The sequence below is a fragment of the Janibacter zhaoxuefangae genome, assembly GCF_050271985.1.
Taxonomy (GTDB): Bacteria; Actinomycetota; Actinomycetes; order Actinomycetales; family Dermatophilaceae.
Genome location: NZ_CP189849.1, coordinates 368,065 through 393,997 on the forward strand (window position 1 = coordinate 368,065; position 25,933 = coordinate 393,997).

The 25,933-nt window shown below is 72.1% G+C and carries 28 protein-coding genes; 19 read left to right on the forward strand and 9 right to left on the reverse strand.

Translation table 11 applies throughout. From position 1 onward, the window contains the following. Positions 1–5: 5 nt before the first annotated feature. Complete coding sequence (locus ACQBAS_RS01760; RefSeq protein WP_427384617.1) at positions 6–839, reverse strand: alpha/beta fold hydrolase; 834 nt, start codon at positions 837–839, stop codon at positions 6–8. 86 nt (positions 840–925) lie between these two features. Further along, positions 926–1,552, reverse strand: coding sequence for an inorganic diphosphatase (locus tag ACQBAS_RS01765; protein ID WP_427384618.1), 627 nt, complete (start codon positions 1,550–1,552; stop codon positions 926–928). Positions 1,553–1,652: 100 nt separating this feature from the next. Here ACQBAS_RS01765 and ACQBAS_RS01770 point away from each other — a divergent pair, with 100 nt between their 5' ends. From ACQBAS_RS01770 to ACQBAS_RS01810, 9 genes are all read left to right on the forward strand, one after another. Further along, entirely contained in the window at positions 1,653–3,107 is a 1,455-nt protein-coding gene (locus tag ACQBAS_RS01770) for a D-alanyl-D-alanine carboxypeptidase/D-alanyl-D-alanine-endopeptidase (RefSeq protein WP_427384619.1), read from the forward strand. Between the two features lie 16 nt (positions 3,108–3,123). After that, complete coding sequence (locus ACQBAS_RS01775) at positions 3,124–4,191, forward strand: zinc-dependent metalloprotease (protein ID WP_427384620.1); 1,068 nt, start codon at positions 3,124–3,126, stop codon at positions 4,189–4,191. Between the two features lie 36 nt (positions 4,192–4,227). Then, positions 4,228–5,265 (forward strand): tRNA lysidine(34) synthetase TilS, encoded by a 1,038-nt coding sequence (gene tilS, locus ACQBAS_RS01780; protein ID WP_427384621.1) that lies wholly within the window; start codon positions 4,228–4,230, stop codon positions 5,263–5,265. A gap of 40 nt (positions 5,266–5,305) precedes the next feature. Next, positions 5,306–5,857: a hypoxanthine phosphoribosyltransferase gene (gene hpt, locus ACQBAS_RS01785; protein ID WP_427384622.1), complete on the forward strand. Its 552-nt coding sequence runs from the start codon at positions 5,306–5,308 to the stop codon at positions 5,855–5,857. Positions 5,858–6,006: 149 nt separating this feature from the next. Beyond that, positions 6,007–8,109 (forward strand): ATP-dependent zinc metalloprotease FtsH, encoded by a 2,103-nt coding sequence (gene ftsH / locus ACQBAS_RS01790; RefSeq protein ID WP_427384623.1) that lies wholly within the window; start codon positions 6,007–6,009, stop codon positions 8,107–8,109. Next, the gene (folE, locus tag ACQBAS_RS01795) at positions 8,096–8,695 is read left to right on the forward strand and encodes a GTP cyclohydrolase I FolE (protein WP_427384624.1); all 600 of its coding nucleotides are present in this window, start codon (positions 8,096–8,098) and stop codon (positions 8,693–8,695) included. The genes ftsH and folE overlap by 14 nt, the downstream gene beginning before the upstream one ends. Before the next feature lie 16 nt (positions 8,696–8,711). After that, positions 8,712–9,593, forward strand: a complete 882-nt coding sequence (folP, locus tag ACQBAS_RS01800) for a dihydropteroate synthase (protein ID WP_427384625.1) — start codon at positions 8,712–8,714, stop codon at positions 9,591–9,593. Next, complete coding sequence (folK, locus tag ACQBAS_RS01805) at positions 9,590–10,468, forward strand: 2-amino-4-hydroxy-6-hydroxymethyldihydropteridine diphosphokinase (protein WP_427384626.1); 879 nt, start codon at positions 9,590–9,592, stop codon at positions 10,466–10,468. The genes folP and folK overlap by 4 nt, the downstream gene beginning before the upstream one ends. Beyond that, complete coding sequence (locus ACQBAS_RS01810; protein WP_427384627.1) at positions 10,462–10,959, forward strand: DUF3180 domain-containing protein; 498 nt, start codon at positions 10,462–10,464, stop codon at positions 10,957–10,959. The genes folK and ACQBAS_RS01810 overlap by 7 nt, the downstream gene beginning before the upstream one ends. Positions 10,960–10,998: 39 nt before the next feature. Here ACQBAS_RS01810 and ACQBAS_RS01815 read toward each other — a convergent pair whose 3' ends face one another. Then, positions 10,999–11,685 (reverse strand): class F sortase, encoded by a 687-nt coding sequence (locus ACQBAS_RS01815; RefSeq protein ID WP_427384628.1) that lies wholly within the window; start codon positions 11,683–11,685, stop codon positions 10,999–11,001. Positions 11,686–11,782: 97 nt separating this feature from the next. Then, positions 11,783–12,976 carry an NADH-quinone oxidoreductase subunit D gene (locus ACQBAS_RS01820; protein WP_427384629.1) on the reverse strand — a complete coding sequence of 398 codons (1,194 nt, stop codon included), beginning with the start codon at positions 12,974–12,976 and terminating at the stop codon, positions 11,783–11,785. Between the two features lie 92 nt (positions 12,977–13,068). Here ACQBAS_RS01820 and ACQBAS_RS01825 point away from each other — a divergent pair, with 92 nt between their 5' ends. Further along, entirely contained in the window at positions 13,069–14,313 is a 1,245-nt protein-coding gene (locus tag ACQBAS_RS01825) for a cytochrome P450 (protein WP_427384631.1), read from the forward strand. Then, a complete protein-coding gene (locus tag ACQBAS_RS01830; protein ID WP_427384632.1) occupies positions 14,310–15,536 on the forward strand; it encodes a GDSL-type esterase/lipase family protein in 1,227 nt (408 codons plus the stop codon). Before ACQBAS_RS01825 ends, ACQBAS_RS01830 begins: the two co-directional genes overlap by 4 nt. Before the next feature lie 7 nt (positions 15,537–15,543). Here ACQBAS_RS01830 and ACQBAS_RS01835 read toward each other — a convergent pair whose 3' ends face one another. Both ACQBAS_RS01835 and ACQBAS_RS01840 read right to left on the reverse strand, forming a co-directional pair. Next, a complete protein-coding gene (locus ACQBAS_RS01835; RefSeq protein WP_427384634.1) occupies positions 15,544–15,963 on the reverse strand; it encodes a pyridoxamine 5'-phosphate oxidase family protein in 420 nt (139 codons plus the stop codon). A gap of 46 nt (positions 15,964–16,009) precedes the next feature. Then, the gene (locus ACQBAS_RS01840) at positions 16,010–16,996 is read right to left on the reverse strand and encodes an SAM-dependent methyltransferase (RefSeq protein ID WP_427384635.1); all 987 of its coding nucleotides are present in this window, start codon (positions 16,994–16,996) and stop codon (positions 16,010–16,012) included. 23 nt (positions 16,997–17,019) lie between these two features. Between ACQBAS_RS01840 and ACQBAS_RS01845 the strand changes: the two genes are divergently transcribed. The 8 genes from ACQBAS_RS01845 to ACQBAS_RS01880 all read left to right on the forward strand — a co-directional run bounded on the left by ACQBAS_RS01845 (position 17,020) and on the right by ACQBAS_RS01880 (position 22,970). Next, complete coding sequence (locus ACQBAS_RS01845; RefSeq protein ID WP_427384636.1) at positions 17,020–17,913, forward strand: Rossmann-like and DUF2520 domain-containing protein; 894 nt, start codon at positions 17,020–17,022, stop codon at positions 17,911–17,913. Further along, positions 17,910–18,821 carry a pantoate--beta-alanine ligase gene (gene panC / locus ACQBAS_RS01850; protein WP_427384637.1) on the forward strand — a complete coding sequence of 304 codons (912 nt, stop codon included), beginning with the start codon at positions 17,910–17,912 and terminating at the stop codon, positions 18,819–18,821. Before ACQBAS_RS01845 ends, panC begins: the two co-directional genes overlap by 4 nt. A 25-nt stretch (positions 18,822–18,846) precedes the next feature. Then, positions 18,847–19,269: an aspartate 1-decarboxylase gene (gene panD, locus ACQBAS_RS01855; RefSeq protein ID WP_427384638.1), complete on the forward strand. Its 423-nt coding sequence runs from the start codon at positions 18,847–18,849 to the stop codon at positions 19,267–19,269. Positions 19,270–19,277: 8 nt separating this feature from the next. Further along, complete coding sequence (locus ACQBAS_RS01860) at positions 19,278–20,093, forward strand: alpha/beta fold hydrolase (protein WP_427384639.1); 816 nt, start codon at positions 19,278–19,280, stop codon at positions 20,091–20,093. 66 nt (positions 20,094–20,159) lie between these two features. Further along, positions 20,160–21,659 (forward strand): lysine--tRNA ligase, encoded by a 1,500-nt coding sequence (lysS, locus tag ACQBAS_RS01865; protein WP_427384640.1) that lies wholly within the window; start codon positions 20,160–20,162, stop codon positions 21,657–21,659. Between the two features lie 14 nt (positions 21,660–21,673). Next, positions 21,674–21,847 carry a hypothetical protein gene (locus ACQBAS_RS01870; RefSeq protein WP_427384641.1) on the forward strand — a complete coding sequence of 58 codons (174 nt, stop codon included), beginning with the start codon at positions 21,674–21,676 and terminating at the stop codon, positions 21,845–21,847. Between the two features lie 122 nt (positions 21,848–21,969). Beyond that, on the forward strand, positions 21,970–22,308 hold the full coding sequence (locus ACQBAS_RS01875; RefSeq protein ID WP_427384642.1) for a histone-like nucleoid-structuring protein Lsr2: 339 nt from the start codon (positions 21,970–21,972) through the stop codon (positions 22,306–22,308). 2 nt (positions 22,309–22,310) lie between these two features. Further along, on the forward strand, positions 22,311–22,970 hold the full coding sequence (locus tag ACQBAS_RS01880) for a hypothetical protein (protein WP_427384644.1): 660 nt from the start codon (positions 22,311–22,313) through the stop codon (positions 22,968–22,970). Positions 22,971–22,992: 22 nt separating this feature from the next. On the opposite strand, the gene ACQBAS_RS01885 is transcribed toward ACQBAS_RS01880, so the two are convergent. The 3 genes from ACQBAS_RS01885 to ligD (ACQBAS_RS01895) are packed head-to-tail and all read right to left on the reverse strand — an operon-like array spanning position 22,993 to position 25,883. Continuing rightward, a complete protein-coding gene (locus ACQBAS_RS01885; RefSeq protein WP_427384645.1) occupies positions 22,993–24,048 on the reverse strand; it encodes an SIS domain-containing protein in 1,056 nt (351 codons plus the stop codon). Positions 24,049–24,088: 40 nt separating this feature from the next. Further along, positions 24,089–24,967, reverse strand: a complete 879-nt coding sequence (gene ligD / locus ACQBAS_RS01890; RefSeq protein WP_427384646.1) for a non-homologous end-joining DNA ligase — start codon at positions 24,965–24,967, stop codon at positions 24,089–24,091. Continuing rightward, positions 24,960–25,883: a non-homologous end-joining DNA ligase gene (ligD, locus tag ACQBAS_RS01895; protein WP_427385560.1), complete on the reverse strand. Its 924-nt coding sequence runs from the start codon at positions 25,881–25,883 to the stop codon at positions 24,960–24,962. The genes ligD (ACQBAS_RS01890) and ligD (ACQBAS_RS01895) overlap by 8 nt, the downstream gene beginning before the upstream one ends. Between the last annotated feature and the right edge of the window lie 50 nt (positions 25,884–25,933).

Genomic DNA, 25,933 nt, shown 5'->3' on the forward strand with positions numbered 1-25,933 from the left:
GCGCGTCAGCGGCTGGAACGGATGCGCGCCAGCACCTGCTCGACCACGACCTCGGCGCACGTCTCCGGCAACCAGTGCCCAGCATCCACGTCGACGAACGCGTAGTCGCCGCTGACGTACGCGGCCGTGCGCTCGGCGGCCGCTCGCCCCAGGGCCGGATCGTCCCGCCCCCAGACGAAGGTCGTGGGCACGGTGACGCCGGCCCCGCCCGTCGCGCCGGTCCGTACCCCGCGAGGTGACACGAGCGCGCGGTACCAGTTGATCCCCGCGGTGGCCGCGCCCGGCACTCGGAACCGGGCGCCGTAGCGGGCGGCGTCCTCGGCGGGCAGACCGATGTCCGTGAGCATGCGCTCGAGTCGCCGCCCGAGGATCCACTCGGGCACCTTCGGGATCTGGAAGGCGGCCATGTACCAACTCCGCCGCGCCTGGTCGCCGTGGAGCAGCGCCCACTGCATGGCCCGCGGGTGCGGGGTCGAGAGCACCGTCAGGCTGGCCACGCGATCGGGCCTCGCCTCGGCGAGCGCCCAGGCGAGGCCACCGCCCCAATCGTGGCCGACGACGTGGGCGCGCTCGACGCCCGCGGCGTCGATCAGGGCGATGACGTCGGCGAGGAGTTCGGGGAGGCGATAGGCCGACACGGCGGTCGGTCGGGCGCCGGGGGAGTAGCCGCGTTGATCCGGGGCGAGCGTGCGGTACCCGGCGGCGTTGAGGTTCGGCGTGACGCGCCGCCACGCCGCACGGTCCTGCGGCCAACCGTGGAGCAGGACGACCACCTCGCCGTCGCGCGGTCCGTCGTCATCGACGTCGAAGGTCAACCCGTCGCGGGTGAAGGTGTCCACGGGATCGACGCTAGCGCCGCGGGGCCACGACATGACGAAGGCGGCGACCCGGGTGATCCCGGGTCGCCGCCTTCGTCGGTGGTGGCTCAGTCGTTGTCGCTGAGCGGGTTGTCCTTCGTCGCGAGCTCGGCGCGGGCGCGCTCGGACGCCTGAGCGGTCTCGGCGGCGTTGTGCGCGACGTCCGCCGTGTCGTTCGGGGCGTGCGGCATGAACCAGCGGGCCGTCGACATGCCGGCATCCTTGGCGCGCTGGATGGCCTCGTTGACGCACTGCTCGGCCTCGACGCGGCCGACCCAGTGGGCGCCCTCGACGGACTTGCCGGGCTCGAGGTCCTTGTAGGTCTCGAAGAAGTGCTGGATCTCGAGGCGGTCGAACTCACTGATGTGGTCGAGCTCGGTGATGTGGCTCTTGCGCGGGTCGCCCGCCGGGATGCAGAGGATCTTGTCGTCTCCGCCGGCCTCGTCGCGCATGTGGAACATGCCGATCGGACGGGCGCGCACGACGCAGCCGGGGATCGTCGGCTCGTCGAGGAGCACGAGCGCGTCCAGCGGGTCGCCGTCCTCGCCGAGGGAGTCCTCGACGTAGCCGTAATCGGACGGATAGCTCATCGCCGTGAAGAGGAGACGGTCGAGACGGATGCGTCCGGTCTCGTGGTCGATCTCGTACTTGTTGCGGTGTCCCTTGGGGATCTCGATGGTGACGTCGAACTCCACGTCTACCCCTTCGTGGTCGTGTCGGGCATGCCGACTGGATGATCTAGGCTCGGTGGCCCAGTCTTCCACCATTTTTGCGCAGCTTTTCCCAGGGGGCCTTGTGCGCCGACTGCTCGTGCTCGTGACGCTCGTCGCACTCGCCCTCGGGGGCTACGCCGCGGCGGACATCGCCGACCGGGTCCCGGGCGTCCTGACGACGGCCGAGGCGAAGGCGGCACGCACCGCCGTCCCCGACACGACCGGCGCCGATGAGCCCCCCGTGACCGTGCCGACCGCGAGCCCGGCCGACGTGCTCGAGGGTGACCCGGTCGGCGCCACCGCGCCGACGTCCACGGGTCTGACGGCGGCGCTGCGCGAGGTCCTTGCCGATCCCCACCTCGGCCGCTCGGTGGGGATCACCGTGCGCGACGGCGTCACCGGCGAGGAGATCTACGGCAAGGGCACGACGGTCGGGCGCGTCCCGGCGTCGACCGCGAAGCTCCTCACGGCCGCGGCGGTCGGCTCGACGCTCGACATGACGGACACGATGACGACGACGGTCGTCCAGCCGACGGAGGGCGAGCTCGTCCTCGTCGCCTCGGGGGACACCATGCTCGCGCCGGGCCGCGGGCGCCCCGGTCAGACCGAAGGTCGCGCCGGTCTCGCCGACCTCGCCCAGCAGGTCGCCGACTCCCTCGGCGCCGACAAGGACGCCGGGACGACGGTGCGCAGCCGCCTGACCCTCGACACCTCGTACGCACGCGGCCCCCGCTACGCCCCGACGTGGGACATGACGGACGTCGGCGCCGGCTACACGCAGGGCGTCGCGATGATCGGTCTCGCCGGACAGCGGCCGACCCCGGGGGTGCCGTCGCCGACGGTGCCCGAGGACGTCGTTCTCGAGGCCTTCCGCGTCCAGCTGAAGAGGGTCGGTGTCATCGCGACGGTCCCCGAGGGTGCCGGGACGGCGAAGGCCGCCGCACCCGCGGGCGCGACGGAGATCGCCGCCGTGGAGTCGGCGTCCTATCGCGACGTGCTCGCCCTGGCCCTCGACGACAGCGACAACGCGCTGACCGAGAACCTCGCGCGCCAGGCCTCCGTCGCGGCGGGCGGCGGCACCGACTTCGCCGACTCCGTCGCCCTGGTCCGACAGGTGTTGCAGGAGAACGGCATCGACCTGACCGGCGTCACCCTGCGGGACTCCTGCGGACTGAGCAGCGGCCAGGCCATCCCGGTCCGGGTGCTCGGTGACGTCCTCGGTCTGGCGCTGGGGGAGCAGGCCTCGCTGCCGGATCTGCGTGACACCATCGCCGCGCTTCCGGTCGCCGGACTCGACGGCACGTTGCACGATCGCTTCCTCACCCCCGACAGCCACGACGCGGCGGGCATCGCCCGTGCCAAGACGGGCACCCTGACGGGTTCCTCGGGGCTCGCCGGCACGACCGTCACGCGCGACGGGCGCCCACTCACCTTCGCCATCGTCGCCGGGGATGTCCCCGACTCGGTCGGAACGCTGGCCGCCCGCGCCGCGTTGGACCGGGTTGTGGCGGCACTGACAGAGTGTGGGTGTCGCTGACCCGTAGGAGGGCACCATGGCCACCACCACGTACGTCGACTGGACCTTTGCCAAGAGCGCCGGGCGCAAGCTCGTCCCGGCCGGGCCGGAGGTGAGCAGCGAGGAGGCGCACGACATCGTCGAGGCCGTCCGCGCCGCCGCAGCCGGAGCCGTGCAACCGGTCGCCGAGACGGCCCGCATGCACGCCCCGGGCGAGGCGCCGGCGCCCCTCGTCGTCGACCGCCCGAGCTGGATCGACGCGAACGCGGACTCGATGGCGCAGTTGCTCGACCCCGTCATCGCGAAGGTGGCCGCAGCGGTCCGTGAGGGCAAGGAGGGCCGACCCGAGCCGTCGCCCCTGATCCAGGCCGTCGGCGGGAAGGTGACCGGTGCCGAGGTCGGCGCGATGCTCGCCTTCATGGCCGGCAAGGTGCTCGGACAGTACGACCTCGCGCCCGGCGGGACGCCCAAGCTGATGCTCGTCGCGCCGAACCTCGTGCAGGTCCAACGCCAACTCGACGTCGACGCCGCGGACTTCCGCTCGTGGGTGTGCATGCACGAGGAGACCCACCGCGTGCAGTTCACCGCAGTCCCGTGGCTGCGCGACCACATGATCCAGCGCACGCAGGCCCTGGCGACCGACATGGTGCCTGACGGCCAGGCGCTGAAGGACAAGCTCGACCAGCTCGGCAAGCGACTGCCTGACGTCTTCAAGGGGGACGGGCAGGGACTGGCCGAGCTCGTCATCAACCCGCAGCAGCGGGAGCAGATGGCGCGGGTCACGGCGATCATGTCGCTCCTCGAGGGCCACGCGGACGTGATCATGGACGAAGTGGGCCCGGCCCACATCCCGTCCGTCGAGGAGATCCGCACCAAGTTCAACGCCAAGCGGAAGGGGGGTGGCGCGGCCGACCGGCTGCTGCGCCGCCTGCTCGGCCTCGAGGCCAAGATGCGCCAGTACCGCGACGGTGCCGTCTTCGTGCGGGCCGTCGTCGACAAGGTCGGCATGGACGGCTTCAACGAGATCTGGACGTCCCCGGAGACTCTGCCGATGCCGTCGGAGATCACCCATCCGGACCAGTGGGTCCGGCGCGTCCACGGGTGAAGGCCTGACGTGGGTGCGGGTCACCCGGCTCAGGCGGTGACCCGCCGGGCGGTGCGCACCGCCCTGAGCGCGCTGCTCGACGACGCGCCGCCGTCGTCCGGCGCCGGCCCACTCGGCCCGCTCGTTCTTGTCGGCTGCAGCGGGGGGACCGACTCCCTCGCGTTGGCGGCGGCGGCAGCGGCGCAGGCCCGTGCGCTCGGCGTGCGCGTCGGCGCGATCGTCGTCGACCACGGGCTCCAGGACGGATCGGCCGACGTCGCGGCGCGGGCGGCGCGGCAGTGCGCCGACCTCGGACTCGACCCCGTCGAGGTCGTGCGGGTGGCGGTGCCCACGGACTCCGGCGAGGGGCCCGAGGGCGCGGCCCGCGGTGCCCGCCACGCCGCCTTCGACGAGGCTGCCGAGCGCCACGGGGCGCTCGCCGTCCTCCTGGCCCACACCCGCGACGACCAGGCGGAGCAGGTGCTCCTCGGCCTGGCGCGGGGTTCCGGCGCCCGCTCCCTCGCCGGCATGCCGGCGCGACGCGGCGCGATCGTGCGCCCCTTCCTCGCCGTGACCCGGGCCGAGACCGAGGCCGCCTGTGCGGCGTGGGGGCTCGAACCGTGGCGCGACCCCCACAACGCCGACCCGGGCTATCGCCGGGTGCGGGTCCGGCAGGCCCTCGCCGCGCTCGAGGACGATCTCGGTCCGGGGCTGGCGGCGGCCTTGGCGCGCACGGCGGACCTCCTGCGCGTCGACACCGACCACCTCGACGCGCTCGCGGACGACGCCCTCGCAGCCCTCGGTCCGACCGGCGAAGGTCGCGTCCGCTCCGTCCCCGTCGCGGCGCTCGCGACCCTCCCCGAGGCCGTGCGCTCGCGCGTCTGGCGGCGGCTCCTCATCAGCGCCGGCGCCCCCGCCGGATCGCTCTCGGCCGCCCACGTCACGGCGTGCGACGGGCTGCTCGTGCGGTGGCGCGGACAGGGCCCGATCGACGTCCCCGGCCCGCTGCACGTGGCCCGTTCGGGTGGGGCCGTCGTGATCGGGGACCGCGGTCTGCCGTCCCCGGGTGTTCAGCACCTCCCCGCCTCGGGTTGAATGGGACGGACCGCGACCGGATCCGACACCAGGAGAGCACGTGGACGCCAGCCACATGGGCAACGACATCGAGCAGGTCCTGATCACCGAGGAGGAGATCCAGGCCAAGCTCGCGGAGCTCGCGACGCAGATCTGGGCGGAGTACGAGGGCAAGGACCTGCTCCTCGTCGGCGTCCTCAAGGGCGCCGTCATGGTGATGGCGGACTTCATGCGCCACCTGCCCGGCACCGTCCCGATGGACTGGATGGCCGTCTCGTCCTACGGCTCGGGGACCAAGTCCTCCGGCGTCGTGCGCATCCTCAAGGACCTCGACAGCGACATCTCCGGCAAGCACGTCCTCATCGTCGAGGACATCATCGACTCCGGTCTGACGCTGAGCTGGATCCGCAGCAACCTCGAGTCGCGCTCGCCCGCGTCGGTCGAGATCCTCACCCTCCTGCGCAAGCCGGAGGCGGCGAAGGTCGAGATCGACACGAAGTGGGTGGGCTTCGACATCCCGAACGAGTTCGTCGTCGGTTACGGGCTCGACTTCGCCGAGCAGTACCGCAACCTGCGCGAGATCGTCACGCTCGCACCCCACGTCTACAGCTGATCCGGAACACGCGCCCCAGCCGGGGCGTTGAGTTCGGAACCGGCCCCTTCGCGGGTGCGGTGTAGTTTCATCCCACGACTGACGTCGCCGTCCCAGGCCGGGCCGGCCGACCATGACAGCAGGAGGGTCGGGCCCAGCCCGCTAGCCGTATGAACACCAAGAGCCTCGCACGCAAGCCACTCCTGTGGATCCTGCTGATCGCCGTCATGTTCGCGGTCGTCATGTCGTTCAACGACGGTGGGGGCTACGCCCGGGTCGACACCTCGGCCGCGGAGCAGCTCATCGAGGACGGCAAGGTCGAGAAGGCGCACTTCACGAGTGACAACGTCCTCGAGCTCGACCTCAAGGAGGGCCAGACCTACTCGTCCGGCCCCATCCAGAAGGCTGAGAAGGTCCGCACCGAGTACGTCGACGCCCGCGCGGAGTCCCTCGTCACGCTCGTCAACGACAAGGTCCCCGGCAAGTACGACGACACGATCGAGCACCCGAGTCTGCTCGGCAACCTCGCCCTCTCGATCCTCCCGCTCCTCCTCCTCGTCGGACTCTTCTGGTTCCTCATGAGCCAGATGCAGGGTGGCGGCAACCGCGTCATGCAGTTCGGCAAGTCCAAGGCGAAGCTCGCGACGAAGGACACCCCCAAGGTCACCTTCGCCGACGTGGCCGGCGCCCAGGAGGCCGTCGAGGAGCTCGAGGAGATCAAGGAGTTCCTCGCCGAGCCCGCGAAGTTCCTCGCCGTCGGCGCGAAGATCCCCAAGGGCGTCCTGCTCTACGGCCCTCCCGGCACCGGTAAGACCCTGCTGGCCCGCGCCGTCGCCGGCGAGGCCGGTGTCCCCTTCTACTCCATCTCCGGTTCCGACTTCGTCGAGATGTTCGTCGGTGTCGGCGCCTCCCGCGTGCGTGACCTCTTCGAGCAGGCGAAGGCGAACGCCCCGGCCATCGTCTTCGTCGACGAGATCGACGCGGTCGGTCGTCACCGCGGCGCCGGCCTCGGCGGCGGTCACGACGAGCGTGAGCAGACGCTCAACCAGCTGCTCGTCGAGATGGACGGCTTCGACGTCAAGACCAACGTCATCCTCATCGCCGCGACGAACCGTCCCGACATCCTCGACCCGGCGCTGCTGCGCCCGGGCCGCTTCGACCGGCAGATCGCCGTCGAGGCGCCCGACATGATCGGTCGCCATCGCATCCTCGAGGTGCACTCGGCCGGCAAGCCGATGGCGCCCGACGTCGACCTGCTCGCCGTCGCCCGCCGCACCCCCGGCTTCACCGGCGCCGACCTGGCCAACGTGCTCAACGAGGCCGCCCTGCTCACCGCGCGCAGCGACAAGCAGTTCATCGACGACGCAACCCTCGACGAGGCCATCGACCGCGTCATGGCCGGCCCGCAGAAGCGGACCCGGATCATGAGCGCCAAGGAACGCAAGATCACCGCGTACCACGAGGGTGGCCACGCGCTCGTCGCCGCGGCGATGAACCACACGGACCCCGTCACGAAGGTGACGATCCTGCCCCGCGGCCGCGCCCTCGGCTACACGATGGTCATGCCGCTCGACGACAAGTACTCGACGACGCGCAACGAGATCCTCGACCAGCTCGCCTACGCCCTCGGCGGTCGCGTCGCGGAGGAGATCATCTTCCACGACCCCACGACGGGCGCCGCGAACGACATCGAGAAGGCCACGAGCATGGCCCGCAAGATGGTCACCGAGTACGGCATGAGTGAGCGCGTCGGCGCCATCAAGCTCGGCCAGTCCCAGGGCGAGGTCTTCCTCGGCCGCGACATGGGCCACGAGCGGGACTACTCGGAGAAGGTCGCCGGGGTCGTCGACGAGGAGGTGCGTCGCCTGATCGAGGCCGCGCACGACGAGGCGTGGCACGCGCTGAACGACAACCGCGACATCCTCGACAACCTCGTCCTCGCGCTGCTCGAACACGAGACGCTCAACGCGAAGGAGATCGCGGAGATCTTCCAGGGCCTGGTCAAGCGCCCCGTGCGCCCGACCTGGTACAGCGCCGACCACCGCGGCCTCTCGGACCGTCCGCCGGTCCTGACCCCGGCCGAGGTCGAGGCGGCAGCTGCCGGCTCGGGTGCGCCCGCCGGTGCCGTCGAGCAGCCGGGTGACGCGTCGAAGGCCGCGGCCATCGACGAGGCCGCCGAGGCGCTCGCGGCCCCGGGTCACGTCGAGCACCCGCCGACGCAGGTGATCGAGGTCCCGGAGGGCAGCGTGGTGGACCCGGATGACCGGCACTGAGGCTGACGGGCAGTCGAAGGTCGACTTCGCCCGCGCGGAGGCGGCGGTCCGGGAGATCCTCCTCGCCATCGGTGAGGACCCCGACCGCGATGGCCTGAAGGACACCCCCGCACGGGTCGCCCGGGCCTACGGCGAGTTCTTCGCCGGGCTGCACCGCGACCCCGCCGAGGTCCTCGGGACGACCTTCGAGATCGACCACGAGGAACTCATCATCGTGCGGGACATCCCCGTCTACAGCACGTGCGAGCACCACCTCGTCCCCTTCCACGGCAAGGCGCACGTCGGCTACATCCCGGCGATCGACGGGCGCGTCACGGGTCTGTCGAAGTTGGCGCGACTCGTCGACCTCTTCGCCCGACGCCCTCAGGTGCAGGAACGGCTGACGACCCAGGTTGCCGACGCCCTCGTCCAGCACCTCGACGTGCAGGGCGTCATCGTCGTCGTCGAGGCCGAGCACCTGTGCATGTCCATGCGCGGCGTGCGCACCCCCGGCGCGAGCACGATCACCTCCGCGGTGCGTGGGCAGTTGCGGGACTCGGCCACGCGAGCCGAGGCCATGAGCCTGCTCCTGAACGGCAAGGGCTGACGCGACCGCGATGGTGATGACGGGACGACTCGGCGGTCTCGGCGATGACGCAGTGCGCACGCGCCCGCTGATGATGGGGGTCCTCAACGTGACCCCGGACAGCTTCAGCGACGGCGGGGAGTGGTTCACCCCGGAGGCGGCGCTCGCGCACGCCCAGGAGCTCCTCGAGGCGGGGGCCGACCTGCTCGACGTCGGCGGCGAGTCGACGCGTCCGGGGGCCGAGCGCCCCAGCGTCGACGAGGAGCTGCGTCGCGTCGTCCCGGTCGTCCGAGCCCTCGCCGACACGGGTGCGCAGATCTCGGTCGACACGATGCGTGCCGAGGTCGCTCGCGCGGCGCTCGAGGCCGGCGCCCACCTCGTCAACGACGTCAGCGGCGGGCTCGCCGACCCCGACATGGTGCCGTTCGTCGCGGAGGCGGGGGCCCCCTTCGTCGTCATGCACTGGCGCGGGCACAGCACCGACATGCAGTCACGGGCGCACTACGACGACGTCGTCGAGGACGTCCGCGCCGAGCTCCTTGGCCGCCTCGAGTCGCTCACCGACGCGGGCGTGCGGCTCGAGGACATCATCCTCGACCCGGGGCTGGGCTTCGCCAAGAGGGCCGAGCACAACTGGGCCCTGCTCGCCGGCCTCGACCGGATCACCGACCTCGGTCCCCGGGTGCTCGTGGGTGCCTCCCGCAAGACCTTCCTCGGGCGCGTCGGTCGCGCCGAGGACGACCTGCGTCCGCCGCTCGAGCGGGATGTCGCGACGGCCGTGACGACCCTGCACGCCGCCCGCCACGACGTCTGGTGCGTGCGGGTGCACGACGTGGCCGGGAGCGTGTCCGCCCTCGACGCCGCCGACGCCCTCGCGGCGGCGGAGGCCGCCCGCGCCGGCGGGCTGGGGCGCGGATGACGCCCGATCGGATCGTGCTGGCCGGCGTGCGGGCGCGCGGACACCACGGCGTCCTCGACCACGAGAAGCGCGACGGCCAGGAGTTCGTCGTCGACGTCGTCATGACCGTCGACCTCACGCGGGCCGGCGACACCGATGACCTCGAGCACACCGTGAACTACGCCGAGGTCGCGGCCGACGTCGTGCGCCGTGTCGAGGGCCCGTCCCTCGACCTCATCGAGGCCCTCGCGGACCAGATCGCCGGCGACGTCCTCGCACGCCCCCTCGTCGAGGCCGTCGAGGTCGTGGTGCACAAGCCGAGCGCGCCGGTCGGGGTGCCCTTCGGTGACGTTCAGGTCCGGATCAGTCGCGTGGCCCGGCGCCCCGTCGTCGTCGCGCTGGGAGCCAACCTCGGCCAGGCGCCGGAGACGTTGCGCAGCGCCCTGCTCGACCTCGGCGCAGGACCGATGCGGGTGGACGCCGTGGCCCCCTTCGTCGCGACCGACCCCGTCGGTGGCCCCGAGCAGCCCGACTACACCAACACCGTCGCCGTCGGGACGACCTCGCTCTCGCCGTGGCACCTGCTCGAGGAGCTCCACGGCATCGAGGCACGGCACGGTCGGACCCGCGAGGTCCGCTGGGGTGCCCGCACCCTCGACCTCGACCTCATCCAGTACGGGGACCCCCGCACCGGCGACGACGTCGTCTCGGCGGACCCCGCATTGACCCTTCCGCACCCGCGCGCTCACGAGCGCGCCTTCGTCCTGCAGCCGTGGACGGCCGCCGACCCGGACGCCGAGCTGCGCACCGAGTGGGGCGTCGTGCCCGTGTCGGACCTGCTGCGGTCGGTCGGGACCGACGGCGTGCGCGAGATGCCGGAGGAACCGACGTGGTGACGCGCGGAGTCCGTGTGGCGCACGTCGGTGCCGTGGCCCTCGCGATGTTCTTCGGCTCGTGGCTGCTCGGCCTGCTCTGGGAGCGCTCCGGGCACTCACCCCTGCTGGTGCCGTGGTCGAGCGTCGCCTTCAACGTCGCGATCGCGATCGCGCTGCTCGCCTTCGGTTGGCCCGTGCGGCGCTACCAGCACAGCGAGAAGGGGCGTTCGCTCGACGGTCTGCGGGCCGCTCGCACCCTGGCCCTGGCCCAGGCCGGGGCGCTGACCGGTGCGGCCATCGTCGGTGTGTGGCTGGGACAGCTGGTCCTGCTCGCGCCCGACCTCGACCTGCGGGCCTATCAGGCGATCGCGTGGCGCTTGGTTGCTGCGGTGGTCTCCGGCGTGGTGGTCATCGTGGCCGGTCTCGTCGTGCAGGGCTGGTGCCGCGTCCGTCGCGGCCCCAAGGACGACGACGTCGATCCGGGCCGGGCTGCGGCGCGGCGCGGCGACTGACGCCGGAGGCCCAGGACTCCCGGACGTGGGCCGGTGAACTCAGACCGGCTCGGCCCAGACCACCCAGTTGCCCTCGTAGTGGCCGTCGTCGATCGGGGTCGTGGGGTCGCACGTGATCAGGCGCAGGACCGGCGTCGGACTGTCCCAGTCCCAGATCGTCTCATCCTTGGGTACGGCCGCCTTGCTCACGGCCTCGCTGCGCGTGACGGCGAAGGTCGCGTCCTCGCCGCTGTCGTAGGTGACCGTCACTCTGGCCCCCGGTCGCACTGACGGTAGCTGCGCGAAGACGTCGGGCTGCCCGTCGTGGTCGATGTGACCGACGAGGATGCTGGCCCCCTTCGAGCCGGGCAGTGCCCACCCGTCCTCGGCGTACCAGCCGGCGGTGCCGTAGGGCGGCGCGAGTTCCCCGTTGTCCTTGAGGAGGGTCGGCTCGAGCGAGGCGTCGACGACGTCGGCACCGGCCGTGCTCACCCGGACCCGCGTCGGCGTGCCCGCCGGGGCAGCCGTGCGCGGCCGGGTGGACGTGCTGCTGCGGGGTGACGACGACGGGGACGGCGATGTCGACGACGGACCGGTGGACGACGGACCGGTCGACGTCGATGGCGACCCGGACGTGCGCTCACCGGGAGTGACGCCGCTGCTCGCGGTGTCGGTCGAGGAGGAGAGGTGCTCGTAGGTCGCGACGGCGGCGATGGCGAGGAGGGCGAGGGCCGCTGCGGCCACCACCAGGCGCATCCGGGTGCGCCGCCGATCCGCACGACGCTCACGGCGGCTTGCGCGGGGCGATGTCACGGGCGGTGTGGGGCTGACCGGGGGCATGGGCCTACTTGTCGACGTCGCCCACGACGAAGAACATCGACCCGAGGATCGAGACCATGTCGGCGACGAGAGTCCCCGGCAGCACCTCGCCGAGGACCGCGACGTTGTTGAAGGAGGCCGAGCGCAGCTTCAGCCGCCACGGGGTCTTCTCGCCCCGCGACACGAGGTAGTAGCCGTTGAACCCGAGGGGGTTCTCCGTCGCCGTGTACAGCTCGCCCTCGGGGACCTTGAGGACCTTGGGGAGCTTCTGGTTGACGGGCCCCTGCGGCAGCGTGCCGAGTCGGTCGACGCAGGCCTGGGCGAGGTCGAGGCTCACGGTCGTCTGCTCGAGGAGCACCTCCAGGCGCGCGAGGCTGTCGCCCTCCGTGCGGGTGACGACCCGACCCGGCCCACCGGGGGCGAAGAGCTCGCCGTAGGCGAGGTAGGGGCTGTCGCGACGGAGGTCGACGTCGACACCGGAGGCGCGAGCGATCGGCCCGGAGACCCCGTAGCCGTGGATCACCTCCGGCGAGAGCACCCCCACGCCGCGCGTGCGGGCGTGCAGGATCTCGTTGCCGATGAGCATGGACTCGAGGTCGGGCAGGCGCCGCCGCACCGCGGCGATGGCCGCGGACACCCGGCCCAGCCACCCCGCGGGTACGTCCTCCTTGAGGCCCCCGACCCGGTTGAACATGTAGTGCATCCGGCCGCCGGAGGCCTCCTCCATGACGGCCTGGAGCTCCTCGCGCTCACGGAAGGAGTAGAAGATCGGGGTGATCGCACCGAGCTCGAGCGGGTAGGACCCGAGGAACATGAGGTGGTTGAGCACGCGGTTGAGCTCGGCCAGGAGGGTGCGCAGCCACACCGCCCGCTCGGGGACCTCCATGCCGAGCATCTGCTCGACGCCCAGGACGACCCCGAGCTCGTTGGCGAAGGCGGACAGCCAGTCGTGGCGGTTGGCCAGCACGATGATCTGGCGATAGTCGCGCACCTCGAAGAGCTTTTCGGCGCCGCGGTGCATGTAGCCGACGATCGGATCGGCCGAGATGATCCGCTCGCCGTCGAGCACGATCTTGAGGCGGAGGACTCCGTGGGTGGCCGGGTGCTGGGGCCCGATGTTGAGCGTCATGTCCGCGCTCGCGAAGCCTCCGGCGCCGACCCCCACGGTCAGTCCCCGGGTGCCCGCCGAGGTCCTGACCCCGTCCGAGTGCGTGCTCATTCGCCCAGTCTGCCGCACGGCGGGTCGCCTGCGTCGTCCGCGTCTTCGGCGGGGGCGTGTGGGCCGACGGGGACGCGTCGTACCCTCGCAGGATGACCGCCAGCACCGCCTCCGACGGCGCCTCCTCGGCAGCCGCCCGCTTCGACGCCGCGACCGTCCTCGACCTCACGGATCCGGCCGTCGTCGCGGACCCCTATCCCGCCTTCGCCGCCATCCGCGCCCAGGCGCCCGTCGCCTGGCACTCGGGGCTCGACGCGTGGATCACGACGTCGCACGAACTCACGGGTGCGGCGCTGCGCGACCGCAAGCTCGGGCGCATCTTCGAGCCCCGTGAGCCGGAGTCGGAGTGGGCGACCTTCAACTGGTTGCACGCGGACTCCATCCTCGACAGCGAGCCGCCCAAGCACACCCGCCTGCGGCGCCTCGTCGCCGGGGCCTTCGCCCGCGGGCACGTGCAGCGGCTCGCCCCGCGGATCGAAGAGATCGCGGGCCGACTGCTCGACGAGGCGCTGGCCGGGGCCGGGCCCGACGGCAGCTTCGACGTCATCGCGTCCTACGCCGAGCCCCTGCCCGTCCTCGTCATCGCCGAGTTGCTCGACTGGCCCGAGGAGGACCGTCACCTGCTCCGGCCGTGGAGCCAGGCCATCGTGGCGATGTACGAGGTCGACCGCACGCCCGAGCAGGAGGTCGCGGCGAGGGCCGCCTCACAGGAGTTCGCCGAGTACGTCGAGCGCCTCGCCGCACAGCGGTCCACGTCCCCGGGCGACGACCTCCTGAGCGACCTCGTCCAGGCTCGCGATGGCTCCGACCGGCTCTCGACCCACGAACTCGTGGCGACGGCCGTGCTGCTGCTCAACGCCGGACACGAGGCCAGCGTGAACGGCTTCGGCAACGGTCTGCACTCGTTCCTCACGGCCCCCGAGCGCCCGAGCGTCGACCCCGGCGACCCGCGGGCGATCGAGCGGCTCGTCGAGGAGCTCCTCCGCCACGACAGCCCCCTGCACCTCTTCGTCCGCACGACGATCGCGCCGACCGAACTCGGCGGCGTCGCGCTCGCGCCAGGCGACCGCGTCTGCACGCTGCTCGGGGCCGCCAACCGCGACCCCGCCGTGTTCGACTCGCCCGACACCTTCGATCCGACGCGGGCGAGCAACCCGCATCTCGCCTTCGGCCTCGGCATCCACTTCTGCCTCGGTGCCCCGTTGGCCCGCCTCGAACTGCAGATCTCCACCGCGACCCTGCTCTCTCGGCTGCCGCGGTTGGAGATCGTCGAGGCTCGTCAGCGACCGACCTTCGTGCTGCGAGGGTTCGAGCGACTGGTCGTGCGTCTCGCGTGACGAGGACACCCGCCGTCCGACGGGGTGTGCTCGTCGGCGTCGCCCTGCTCGTCATCCTCGCGCTCGTTGCGGTGTGGGCCCTGCGCCGGTTGCAGGAGCCCGAGCCGATCCCGCTCGCGGAGGCGGTCACCGTGGAGCAGCCCGAGGCGCTGGCGGCGTGGCACGAGGCCGTCGCGGAGGCGGATGAGCAGGAGGCGACGATCGCCGTGCTCGGGGACTCCAACGCGGAGGGGGCGACGCTGGGGGACGACCTGTCCCTGCGCTACCTCGACCGACTCCAGTCGATGCTGCGTGAGCGGAGCGACTTGGCGGGCTGCCCCGTGCGCCCGCGCGGATTCCACGGGACGACGTCCGTCGTGCCGCCGTGGTACGAGGCCGGCACCCTGCCCAAGCCCGCGCAGACGAGGCCCGCGCAGCGCGCCTACACGCAGGGGCCCGGGGGTCGCGCCCTCCAGCTCGGCGTCGGCGGCTCGGTGACCTGGCGGGTCGACGCGGACGAGGTCCAGCTCGGCTATCGCACCTCTCCGACCGCGGGACGACTGCAGGTCGTCATCGACGGTCGGGTCGTGGCCGACCTCGTCACTCGGTCCGCGCGGTCGGAGCGTCGGGTCTGGGAGCGCGAGCTCGCGGCGGGGGAGCACAGCGTGACGGCGCGACACGTGGCCGATCCGGCGACGTCATCAGCGCCGGACGACACCGCCGTCACGGTCACCGACCTCACGCCCTACGCCGGCGACCGCGGCCGATGCGTGCACGCTCATGACGTGGCCCACTCCGGCATCGCCGCCCACGACATCGTCGACAACCCCGCCTACCTGCAGGACTCTCTCGCTGTCGAGCCCGATCTGCTCGTCCTCCCGCTCGGCTTCAACGACGCCGCCGACGGGCGCACGCCCGAGCAGTTCGTGGGTGACCTCGCCTCGCTCATCGCCCAAGCGCGAGCCCACGGTCACGACGGATCCGTGCTCATCCTTTCGATGTTCACCCCTGCCAGTGAGGGCGACTGGCCGGCGCCGTGGACCGACTATGCGCAGCACATGCGGCGGCTGGCGCGCACGAGCGACGCCGCCTTCGTCGATCTCGCGCGGGTGATGCCGCCGGTGCGCGGGGACCGCACGGGCCTCTACTCCGACCGGGTGCACGTGAGCGCCGCGGGGCACGCCCGGATCGCCGAGCTCCTCCTGCCGTCGCTGCTGCCGCCGCAGGAGCGCTCCGCGTCCTGACTGCGATTCAGCTCGCGCTCGACCCCTGGATGGCGAAACGTCGCCCGGTGATCCCGTCGGGCTCGATCCGCACGACGAGGGGTTTGGCGCCGTCCTCCCAGGGGAAGACCGGCAATTCGAGCGACTCGAGGACCTCGTGGAGGCGGCGCAGTTGCGTGGCGACGCCCGTCACGACGACGCTCCACGCCAGGCCCGTTGCGGCATCGACACCATCGGCCTCGAAGGCGACGGGTTGCCCGTCGGCGGCCGCGAGCTTGGTGCCTTCGGCCGTGCGGAACACGACCGACCCCTGATCGACGGCGTGGTTCACCGGGAAGATCTTGGGACGCCCGTCGACGACCACGGCGAGCCGGCCGTAGGGGACCCCACGCAGGAGGTCGAGGCACGTCGCGGTGCTGAGGTGCTCGGTGCCGGGCGCGGTGGTCATGACTCCAGCCTGCCCCCGTGCGGCATCACCCACAAGGGGAATCGCGTCATCCGCGGGGTGCTCGGGCCATCGCCCAGTGGAAGTCGCCGAGTCCGGGGCCGGTGAGGGACGCCGCATACGAAGCCCTGGCGAGCGCCCGGAGGTAGCCGGCGGGGTCGGTCCGGGCGAGCTCGATCGGAGGCCGGGCGCCACTCACGCCGAGGTCGCGAAGGGCGGCCCGCTGGGTCGTGACGCTGTCGGCGCCCAGCGAGTCGGTGGCGACGTGGGCCGTGAGGTCGCAGCGCCCGTCGGGGACCGGCGGGCACTGCACCCCGTTCGCATAGCCCGTGAGCGAGCCCCCTTCGGGGCGGGTCGCCCGCGAGTGCCCGTAGTCCATGACGACGATGAGGCCGCGGGGGAAGCGAGCCAGCAGGGCGGCGAAGGCGGCGTCGCGGCTGCGACCGATCTCGACCCGGGCGCCGGGCGGGTATCCGTCGCGCCCCGCGGGCCACCAGCGCCGAGCCCAGTCGAGGTCCTCGCCGGTCAGCGGTGCACCGTGGGACTCGGTGCCGTCCTCGTCGACGAGGAGTTCACGCAGGATCCCGTCGGCGCCGGCGCGGGCGATCGTGCACGGGACGACGTCGAGCCATTCGTTGGCGATGACGAGCGCCCGGGCGGGGTCGTCCACCCAGCCCGTCGCCTCGGGGAGTCCGGTGCCGCCGGGGGAGCGGTGCCACCGGACACGGTCGTCGAGTCCCTCGGGCCGCTCGACGACGTCCACGCCCACGAGCCGGGTCGTGTCCGGCGCGATCCGCGCGATCGCCGACAGCAGCTCCCCGCGCCCGCACCCGACGTCAACGATCGTCGTCAGCCCCTCGCGCTCGGCCAGGCGCACCATCGCCTCGGCGAGTACCTCGCCGGCGGGGCCGTGGGAGGAGGTCGTGAAGTGGCCGGCCGGTCCGAGGGACTCGCGATAGAACCCCGCGGGTCCGTAGAGCGCGTCATGCCAGGCCTCCCGCCAGGGGCGAGGCGGCGGCGGTCCGGTCGGGGTCACGAGGTGACGCTAGCGTTCTCGGGGTGAGCGACCCGAAAGACCCACCCCGGCTGCGCATCGGTGTCATCGGCGCCGGCCGCGTCGGTGCCGTCCTCGGCGCTGCCCTGCACCGGGCCGGCCACCACGTCGTCGCCGTCTCGGCCGTCAGTGATGCCAGCCGGGAGCGCGCGGAGATGCTGCTCCCCTTCGCGGAGGTCCGGCCCGTCGACGAGGTCGTCGCCGGGGCTGATCTCGTGCTCCTGGCCGTGCCCGACGACGTCCTCGAGGACCTCGTCGCCGGACTGGCCCGGGCGCACGTGTGGCGTCCCGGACAGCTCGTGGCGCACACCTCCGGCCGCCACGGCGTGGCCCCCTTCGCTCCGGCCATGGATGTCCCCGTGCTGCCCCTGGCCCTGCATCCCGCGATGACCTTCACGGGAACGGCGCTCGACGTCGAGCGACTCCAGGGGTGCTGCTTCGGCGTGACCGCGCCGACCGACCTGCGCCCCGTCGCCGAGGCGCTCGTCCTCGAGATGGGTGGCGAGCCGGTCTGGGTGGCGGAGGACGACCGTGTCCGGTACCACGCGGCCCTCGCGCACGGCTCGAACCACCTCGTGACGCTCGTGGCCCAGGCGGCGGACATCCTGCGCGCCACCGGGATCGAGGCACCCGACCGGGTGCTCAGCCCGCTGCTCACCGCGGCCCTCGACAACGCCCTGCGTCAGGGTGATGCAGCCCTCACCGGGCCCGTCGCACGCGGCGACGTCGGTACGGTGGGCGCGCACCTGCGCCAGCTGGACGGGCTCGCGCCCGACATCCGGGCTACCTACGTCGCCCTCGCCCGCGCCACCGCGGAGCGAGCCAAGGCCTCGGGTCGACTCTCCCCGCGGCTGGCCGACCCGCTGCTGGACACCCTCGCCGACTCGGAGGACACGTGAGCGAGAACCCCACCCCGGCCGTCGCCCGGACCCGCGAGGAACTGCGCGCCGAGCGTGCGCGCCTCGACGACGGGGACGTCGCCGTCGTCATGACGATGGGCGCGTTGCACGAGGGGCACGCCCGTCTCATCCGGGTCGCGCGAGAGCGTGCCCGGCACGTCATCGTGACGATCTTCCTCAACCCCCTCCAGTTCGGGCCGAAGGAGGACCTCTCGCGCTACCCCCGCACCTTCGACGCCGATCTGGAGATCTGCCGGGCGGAGGGAGTCGACCTCGTCTTCGCCCCGACCCCGGACGTCATCTATCCCGACGGTGACCCCGGCGTGCGGATCAGCGCCGGGCCGCTCGGCGACGTCCTCGAGGGGGCCTCGCGCCCGGGCCACTTCGACGGGGTGCTCACGGTCGTCGGCAAGTTGCTGCACCTGACCCGCGCCGACTCGGCGTACTACGGCCAGAAGGACGCACAGCAGTTGCTGCTCATCCGCCGGATGGTTCGGGACCTCGACATGCCGGTCGAGATCGTGTCGGTGCCGACGGTGCGCGAGGCGGACGGTCTGGCCATGAGCAGCCGCAACACCTACCTGTCCGAGTCCGACCACGAGGTCGCCCTCGCGCTGTCGCAGGCCCTTCGGGCCGGGGCGCAGGCAGCTCCCGAGGGGCCGTCGGCCATCCGCCGCGCGGCCCGGGCCGTCCTCGTCGCCGAGCCGCTCGCGCAGGTCGACTACCTCGTCCTCGTCCACCCGACCACGCTCCAGGATGTCCCCGATTGGTACCGCGGGGAGGCGCTCCTCGCGGTGGCCGCGAAGGTCGGCACGACCCGACTCATCGACAACACGCCGGTCGTCGTCGGGCCGGGTGGCGGCGCGCTGGACGTCTTCAGCGGCGTCGAGTCCGCCCCGGGCACCTGACCACCGGCCACGTAGAGAGACACCCATGCAGCGCTTCATGCTCCACTCGAAGATCCACCGAGCCACGGTGACGCAGGCCGATCTGCACTACGTCGGCTCCCTCACCATCGACCGGGACCTGATGGACGCGGCGGACCTGTGGCCGGGCCAGCAGGTCGACGTCGTCGACGTCGACAACGGGAACCGGCTGACGACCTACGCCATCGAGGGGGAGCGGGGCAGCGGCATCATCTGCATCAACGGCGCGGCCGCGCGACTCATCTCGCCCGGCGACACCGTCATCATCATCAGCTATGCCGCGATGGACGAGCAGGAGGCGCGGACGTTCGAGCCCGGGGTCGTCTTCGTCGACGCGAACAACCGGATCGTCGAGGTCGGGCACGACGTCGGCGACGTGCCGGCCGGCTTCGGCCTCTTCACCTCGGCCGTCACGCACGGGGGGCGCTGACCGTGGGGGTGACCGAGCGCGCGGTCGAGCACGGCGTGCTCTGCCTGCCCGAAGGTCGCCCGCGCGCGGCCGCGCTCGTCCTCAGCGGCTCGAGCGGCCGGGTGGAGGCGTCGCGGGCGCGGGTCCTCGCCGAGCACGGCGTCGCGGCGCTGGCCGTGCGGTGGTTCGGCGACGAGGGACAGCCGCCGACGCCGACGGAGGTGCCGGTCGAGTCGATCGCCGAGCACGTCACCACACTGCGCGAGTACGCCGACCGGATCATCGTGCTCGGCACGAGCTACGGCGCGGCGGCGGCCATGCTCGTCGGCATCGCGGACCCGCGGGTCGACCTCGTCGTGGCGATCGCGCCGACGACGGTCGTCTGGGCGACGCCCGACCAGCACGACGACGGCACCCCGGTGCACCGCTCGCAGTTCACCTGGCACGGCGACCCGCTGCACTTCGTGCCCTACGTCGATCAGACCGCGTGGCGCGGCCCGGACTTCACGACGACGCGCCAGTTGCACGAGGCCTCGCTACGCTCGCACCCCGGCCTGGTCGGGCGTGCCCGGATCGTCGTCGAGGACATCTCGGCCGACCTCCTCCTCGTCGCCGGGGGCGATGACCGGGTCTGGCCATCCGCCGTCGCGGCGCAGGAGATCCGCGAGCGACGCACCGGCAGCGGTGCGGGCACGCGGCTGCTCATCCACCCCCGCGCCGGGCACCGGGTGCTCCTGCCGGATGAGGACATCCCGCCGCCGCCGCGGATGGCGCACGGCGGCACACCGGAGGCGGACCGCGAGCTCGGCGCTCAGGTTCTCGAGGCCATCGTCGACTGGCTCTGAGGGGCTGCCCCGGCAACAGCCCGCGGGCGGTCCGGGGTGCCTGTCCGCCGCCGGTAAACTCGCGGCGTGACCGATGCGCCCCAGACCCAGCCCGAGATCGACCTGCCCGAGCAGATCCGGATCCGCCGGGAGAAGCGCGATCGCCTCCTCCGTCAGGGCCGCGAGGCCTACCCCGTGCACGTCCCGCGCACCCACACCCTTGCCGAGGTCCGCGAGGGCTGGGCCCACCTCGAGACCGGCGAGGAGACGCAGGACGTCGTCGGCGTCGCCGGCCGGGTCATCTTCGTGCGCAACACGGGCAAGCTCGCCTTCGCGACCCTCCAGGAGGGGATCGGCACCCGGCTGCAGGTCATGCTCAGCCTCGCCGAGGTCGGGGAGGACGCACTGGCCGCCTGGAAGGCCGACGTCGACCTCGGTGACCACGTCTTCGTCGAGGGCCGCGTCATCAGCTCGCGCCGCGGCGAGCTGTCCGTCATGGCCACTCGCTGGGAGATGGCAAGCAAGGCGCTGCGCCCGCTGCCGGTGCTGCACAAGGACCTGTCGGAGGAGGCCCGCGTGCGTCAGCGCTACGCCGACCTCGTCGTCCGCCAGGAAGCGCGCGACATGGTCCGGACCAAGGCCGGCATCCTGGCCGCCATCCGCCGCTGCCTCGAGGACCGGGGTTATCTCGAGGTCGAGACGCCCGTTCTCCAGTTGGTCCACGGCGGCGCTGCGGCCCGCCCCTTCAACACGCACATGAACGCCTTCGATCAGGGCATGTCGCTGCGCATCGCTCTCGAGCTCAATCTCAAGAAGGCCGTCGTCGGCGGCGTCGACAAGGTTTATGAGATGGGGCGCATCTTCCGCAATGAGGGTGTCGACGCCACGCATTCACCTGAATTCACGATGCTCGAGGCATATCAGGCGTATGGGGACCAAGGCACCATTGCCGATTTGATGCGCGACCTCTATCTGGCCGCCGCGGACGCGAGCGGATCCCGGATCGTCGAGACCGAAGCCGGCACGGTCGATCTCGATGGTGAGTGGCGTTGGCTGCCGGTCTACGACGGCATCTCCGAGGTCGTCGGGGAGACCGTGACGATCGAGACCCCCGTGGAGCGGCTGCGCGAGATCGCGGCGGCCCACGACGTCGAGATCGATCCCGCGTGGGGCGGTGAGAAGGTCGCCCTCGAGCTCCTCGGTGAGCTGGTCGAGCCGACGCTCCTGCAGCCGACCTTCCTGTGCGACTACCCCGCGAGCGCCCAGCCGCTGGCGCGCCCGCACCGGGAGAAGCCCGGCCTCATCGAGGCCTGGGACCTCATCATCGCCGGCGTCGAGCGCGGCACCGGGTTCTCCGAGCTCGTCGACCCCATCATCCAGCGCGAGGTGCTCACCGCCCAGTCGCTGCGGGCGGCCGCGGGTGACGCCGAGGCCATGCAGCTGGACGAGGACTTCCTCCGGGCGCTGGAGTACGGGGCGCCGCCGATGGGCGGTCTCGGCCTGGGTATCGACCGACTCGTCATGTTCTTCACCGGGGCCAACATTCGCGAGACCCTGCTCTTCCCGCATCTCAAGCCGGAGGCCTGAGCATGGATACCTGGATGTCCTACGTCATTGCGCTGGTGCCGACCGTCGGTTTGGGTCTGCTCTTTTTCTTCGTCATCAAGTACATGCTCGAAGGGGACCGTGCGGAGCGTCGCGCCCACGCGATCTGGGAATCGGAGCAGCGACGTGCGGCGGAAAAGGAAGCCGGCACCACGCCTCCCGCCGAATGATTTCGCACGCCGATGATCGACTCTCGTGATGGATGTCGGCGGTATGACATTGTTGTGACGTGCATTCTCGGCCTATATTGAGTCGAAAGGCATTGTTCATCTCCGAAAGAGGTATCACTGCAATGGCACAGCGCGTACAGGTCGTCCTCGAGGACGACCTCGACAAGTCCCCGGCCGACGAGACGGTGACCTTCGCCCTTGACGGCGTCACCTACGAGATCGACCTCAATGCCGCCAACGCCGCTCGGCTGCGCGACGACTTCGCCACCTGGACGGGCCACGCCCGCCGCGTGACCGGTCGCCGCTCCACGGGTCGGCGCGCCGCCGCCGGCACGTCGGGCGACCGCAAGAACGAGCTCGCCGCCATCCGCGAGTGGGCCCGGGCCAACGGCCACCAGGTGTCCGACCGCGGCCGCATCAGCGCCGAGATCCAGGACGCCTACGCCGCGGCCAACCGCTGACGGTGCCACTCGACGAGCCCGGTCCCGAGCTGACGCTCGTGGCCGGGCTCCTCGATGCCCGGTTGCCGTGGACGGGAGTCGCGCCCACGCGTCTGGCCGTGGGGTGGAGCGAGATCCTCGAGGCCCAGGTCCGCGGTGAGGACCCGACGGCTGGCTGGCGCGCGGCGGTGGGTGCCCAGATGACGCGGCAACACGGGGTCCCCGCGCCGGCCCGGACACCGAGCGCGATGGTGCTCCAGTGGTGCCTCGAGGTGCCGGCGACCCTGTTGACCATGGTCGCGGTGCTCGGGCCCTGGCGGGTGGCGCTGGAGGACGTGTCCTTCGCGCTCGACCCCGTGGGGCTGTTCCCGGCGACCTTCGGGCTGTCCGCCGTGGCGCCTGCGCCGGGCGACATCCCGGCTCGGCTGCGGGCCGCCGAGGTCGAGTACCTGACGGCGGCCCACCGTCTCGCCGCCACCTACGACAGCGGCGTCAAGACGTCCTCCCGGCAACGAACCGGGATGGTCGACGACATGTGGGCGATGGCGCAGGACCGGGCGCGCCGCGCCGTCCTGCCGCCCCCGCATCCGGACCCGGGGCCGCGGGTGTCCTGTTGCTTCCTCTTCGCGCTGCCCGGCATGCGCGAGTGCCAGGCCTGCCCGCGCCAGACGACCCGCCCCTGATCCCCGGAGGGACCGGCCCGACTCAGAAGGTCTCGGTGACCTTGTGCAGTCCGCGCGGTCGGTCCGGGTCGTACCCCCGGCCCGTGGCCATCCCGAGGGCCAGCCGTTGCAGCGGGATGATCTGGGCGATCGGGGCGAACTGCTCGTCCATGGCGGCCGGCAGATCGATCCGCACGTCGCTCCCGACGACCGACGGTGGGGCCACGAGGCAGACGTCCGCTCCGCGCTCGCGGAGTCGCTCGAGGACAGGCACGAGAGCGTCGCCGCCGGGCCCCTCGGGCACGATCGTCACGACCGGTCGGTCGGCGTCGATCATGGCAAGGGGGCCGTGCAGGAGGTCCGCACCCGAGAAGGCGTGCGCGGACAGGTAGCACGTCTCCATGAGCTTGAGCGCCGACTCGCGGGCCGTCGGATAGGCGTAGCCGCGGGACGTCGTCACGAGCTTGTCGACGAAGCGGTAGCGGGCGATGACGTCGTCGACGCCGTTGGCGATCAGGGCAGCCTCGGCGTGGTCCGGGACGGCGGCCGCAGCGTCGGTGGGGCGCCCGGCGATCGCGGTGATGAGCAGCCACAGGTTGAGCAGGCTGGCGGTGTAGGTCTTCGTCGCCGCGACCGACGTCTCGGGGCCGGCGAGCATCGGCAGCGTGAGTTCGGCCGCCGCGGCCAAGGGGGAATCGGCCACGTTCGTCAGGGCGACCGTGAGCGCCCCGGCCTCGCGCGCGGCCGTCGTCGAGGCAACGAGATCGGGCGAGCCGCCGGACTGGCTGACGACGATCCACAGCACGCCATCCAGCCGCGGCCGGGTCCCGTAGGTCGTGTAGACGGAGGTCGAGACGAGGCCCGCCGGCAGGCCCAGGACCGTCTCGACGAGGTACTTGGCATAGATGCACGCGTGATCGGAGGTGCCGCGCGCGGCGAGGAGCACCATCCGGGGCGCGGCGGCCCGCACCCGGGCGGCGACCTGCTCGATCGCCTCGGGGGCCTCCTCGAGGACGTGCCGGAGGACGGCGGGTTGTTCGGCGATCTCCGCCGCCATGAGGGCGCCGGGCTGGGCGGGAGCGGTGGGGGACTCGGTCATCGTCAGAGGCAGCTTTCGGCGAGGCGGGATGGGTGGAGGGTCAGAGCAGGTCGGCCAGCAGGTCGCCGTGCTCCGCGACGCGATCGAGGACCTCGTCGAACATGACGTGCTCGAGCGCGCCGGGCCGTTCGGCGCCGGCCTCGATCTCGGCCCACGTGCGCGGAGCCGCGACCCGCGGGAGCTCGCGACCACGCAGTGAGTAGGGGCAGATGGTCGTCTTGGCGGCCACGTTCTGCGACCAGTCGAGAAAGACCTTGCCCGGGCGAAGCGATTTCGTCATCTTCCACAGGACGAGGTCGGGGTGCTTCTTCGTCATCTCCTGGGCGAGCTGTTGCGCGAGGTCGCGGACCTGCTCCGAGGTCAGGTCGCCGCCGAGCGCGGCGTAGAGCTGCATGCCCTTGCTGCCACTGGTGACGGGGAAGAGGTCGAGCCCGAGTGTCCCGAGGCGCTCGCGGAGGTGGAGCGCGACGACGGCGCACTCGTGGAGCCCGGCCGGCTTGCCCGGATCGAGGTCGATGACGAGCCGGTCCGGGTTGAGCCGATCGCCGTCCTCGTCCACCTGCCACTGGGGGACGTGAAACTCCAGCGAGTTGAGGTTCGCGAGATACGTCAGTGCGGGCAGGTCGTCGACGAAGGGGTAGGTCACGTCGTCGATCGCCACGGACCGCAACCACGACGGCGCCCCCGAGGGGAGGTTCTTCTCGAAGAACATCGTCGGGTCCTCGACCCCGTGCGGCCAGCGCACCCTTGTCACCGGACGCTGCGCGAGGTGGGGCAGCATGACCGGTGCGATCCGCGCGTAGTAGTCGAGCACCTCCGCCTTCGTCGTCTCCGTCGCGGGGTACATCACCTTGTCGAGGCTGGACAGCTTGAGGCGCCGCCCCTCGATCTGGACGATGGTCGTGCCGGGCTCAGGCATCGGTGAGATCCTCGGGATCGAGATCGTGGCGGACCCCCACGTAGGTGGGCTGCCGCAGCCGGCCACCGTCGGTGTGCCCCAGGCTGAGGGTGTCGATGACGATCCGGGGTTCGACCCACGTCGCGCCGGCGGCGTCGAGCCGTGGCACCTCGTCGCTGAAGGGGGGCGACGCGCGGGTCAGCGGAGCGAGCAGCTCGGCGAGCGACGTGGCCGCGCGGCCGGCGATGCCGCTGCCCATCCGGCCGGCGTAGCGCCACCCACCTTCGCCGTCGGGGACGCCGAGCAGCACGGCGCCCAGGCGCCCGGGCGAGTCCTTCTCGGGACGCCACCCGCCGATGACGGCCGAGTGCGTCACCCGGTGGGCGGACTTGCGCCAGTCCTCGGACCGCCGGCCGGCCGCGTAGGCCGCGGTCCGGCGTTTGCTCACGATGCCCTCCAGCCCCTGGTCCCGGGTGGCCTCGAAGAGGCCGGGGCCGTCGTCGTGGGTGGGTGGGACCTGCCAGTGGGGACCGCTCAACTCCAGCCGCTCGAGCAGGGCCCGTCGATCGCTCCAGGGCATGCCCGTGAGGTCCTGCCCGAAGAGCCGGAGCAGGTCGAAGACCATGAGCGTCACGGGGCGGGCGGCCATGAGGCGTTCGGCGCGACGCCGGTCCTTGACGTGCATTCGCTCGGCCAGGGCACCGAAGGAGGGGCGCCCGTCCGCGAGCGCGACGATCTCGCCGTCGACCAACAGGTCGTCGTAGCCGCTGCCCAGTCCGGCCAGCTCGGGGAAGGACGCCGTGACGTCGTTGCCGTTGCGCGAGGCGAGGGTCGTCACCCCGTCGCTCACGTCCGCCAGGACCCGCATCCCGTCCCACTTCACCTCGTGCACCCACTCCGGGCCGGTGGGTACGGCGGTGGCGGTCGTCGCGAGCATGGGATGCACGAGCCCATCTTGGCCCACCCCGCCGGGACTCGTCCTGCGCC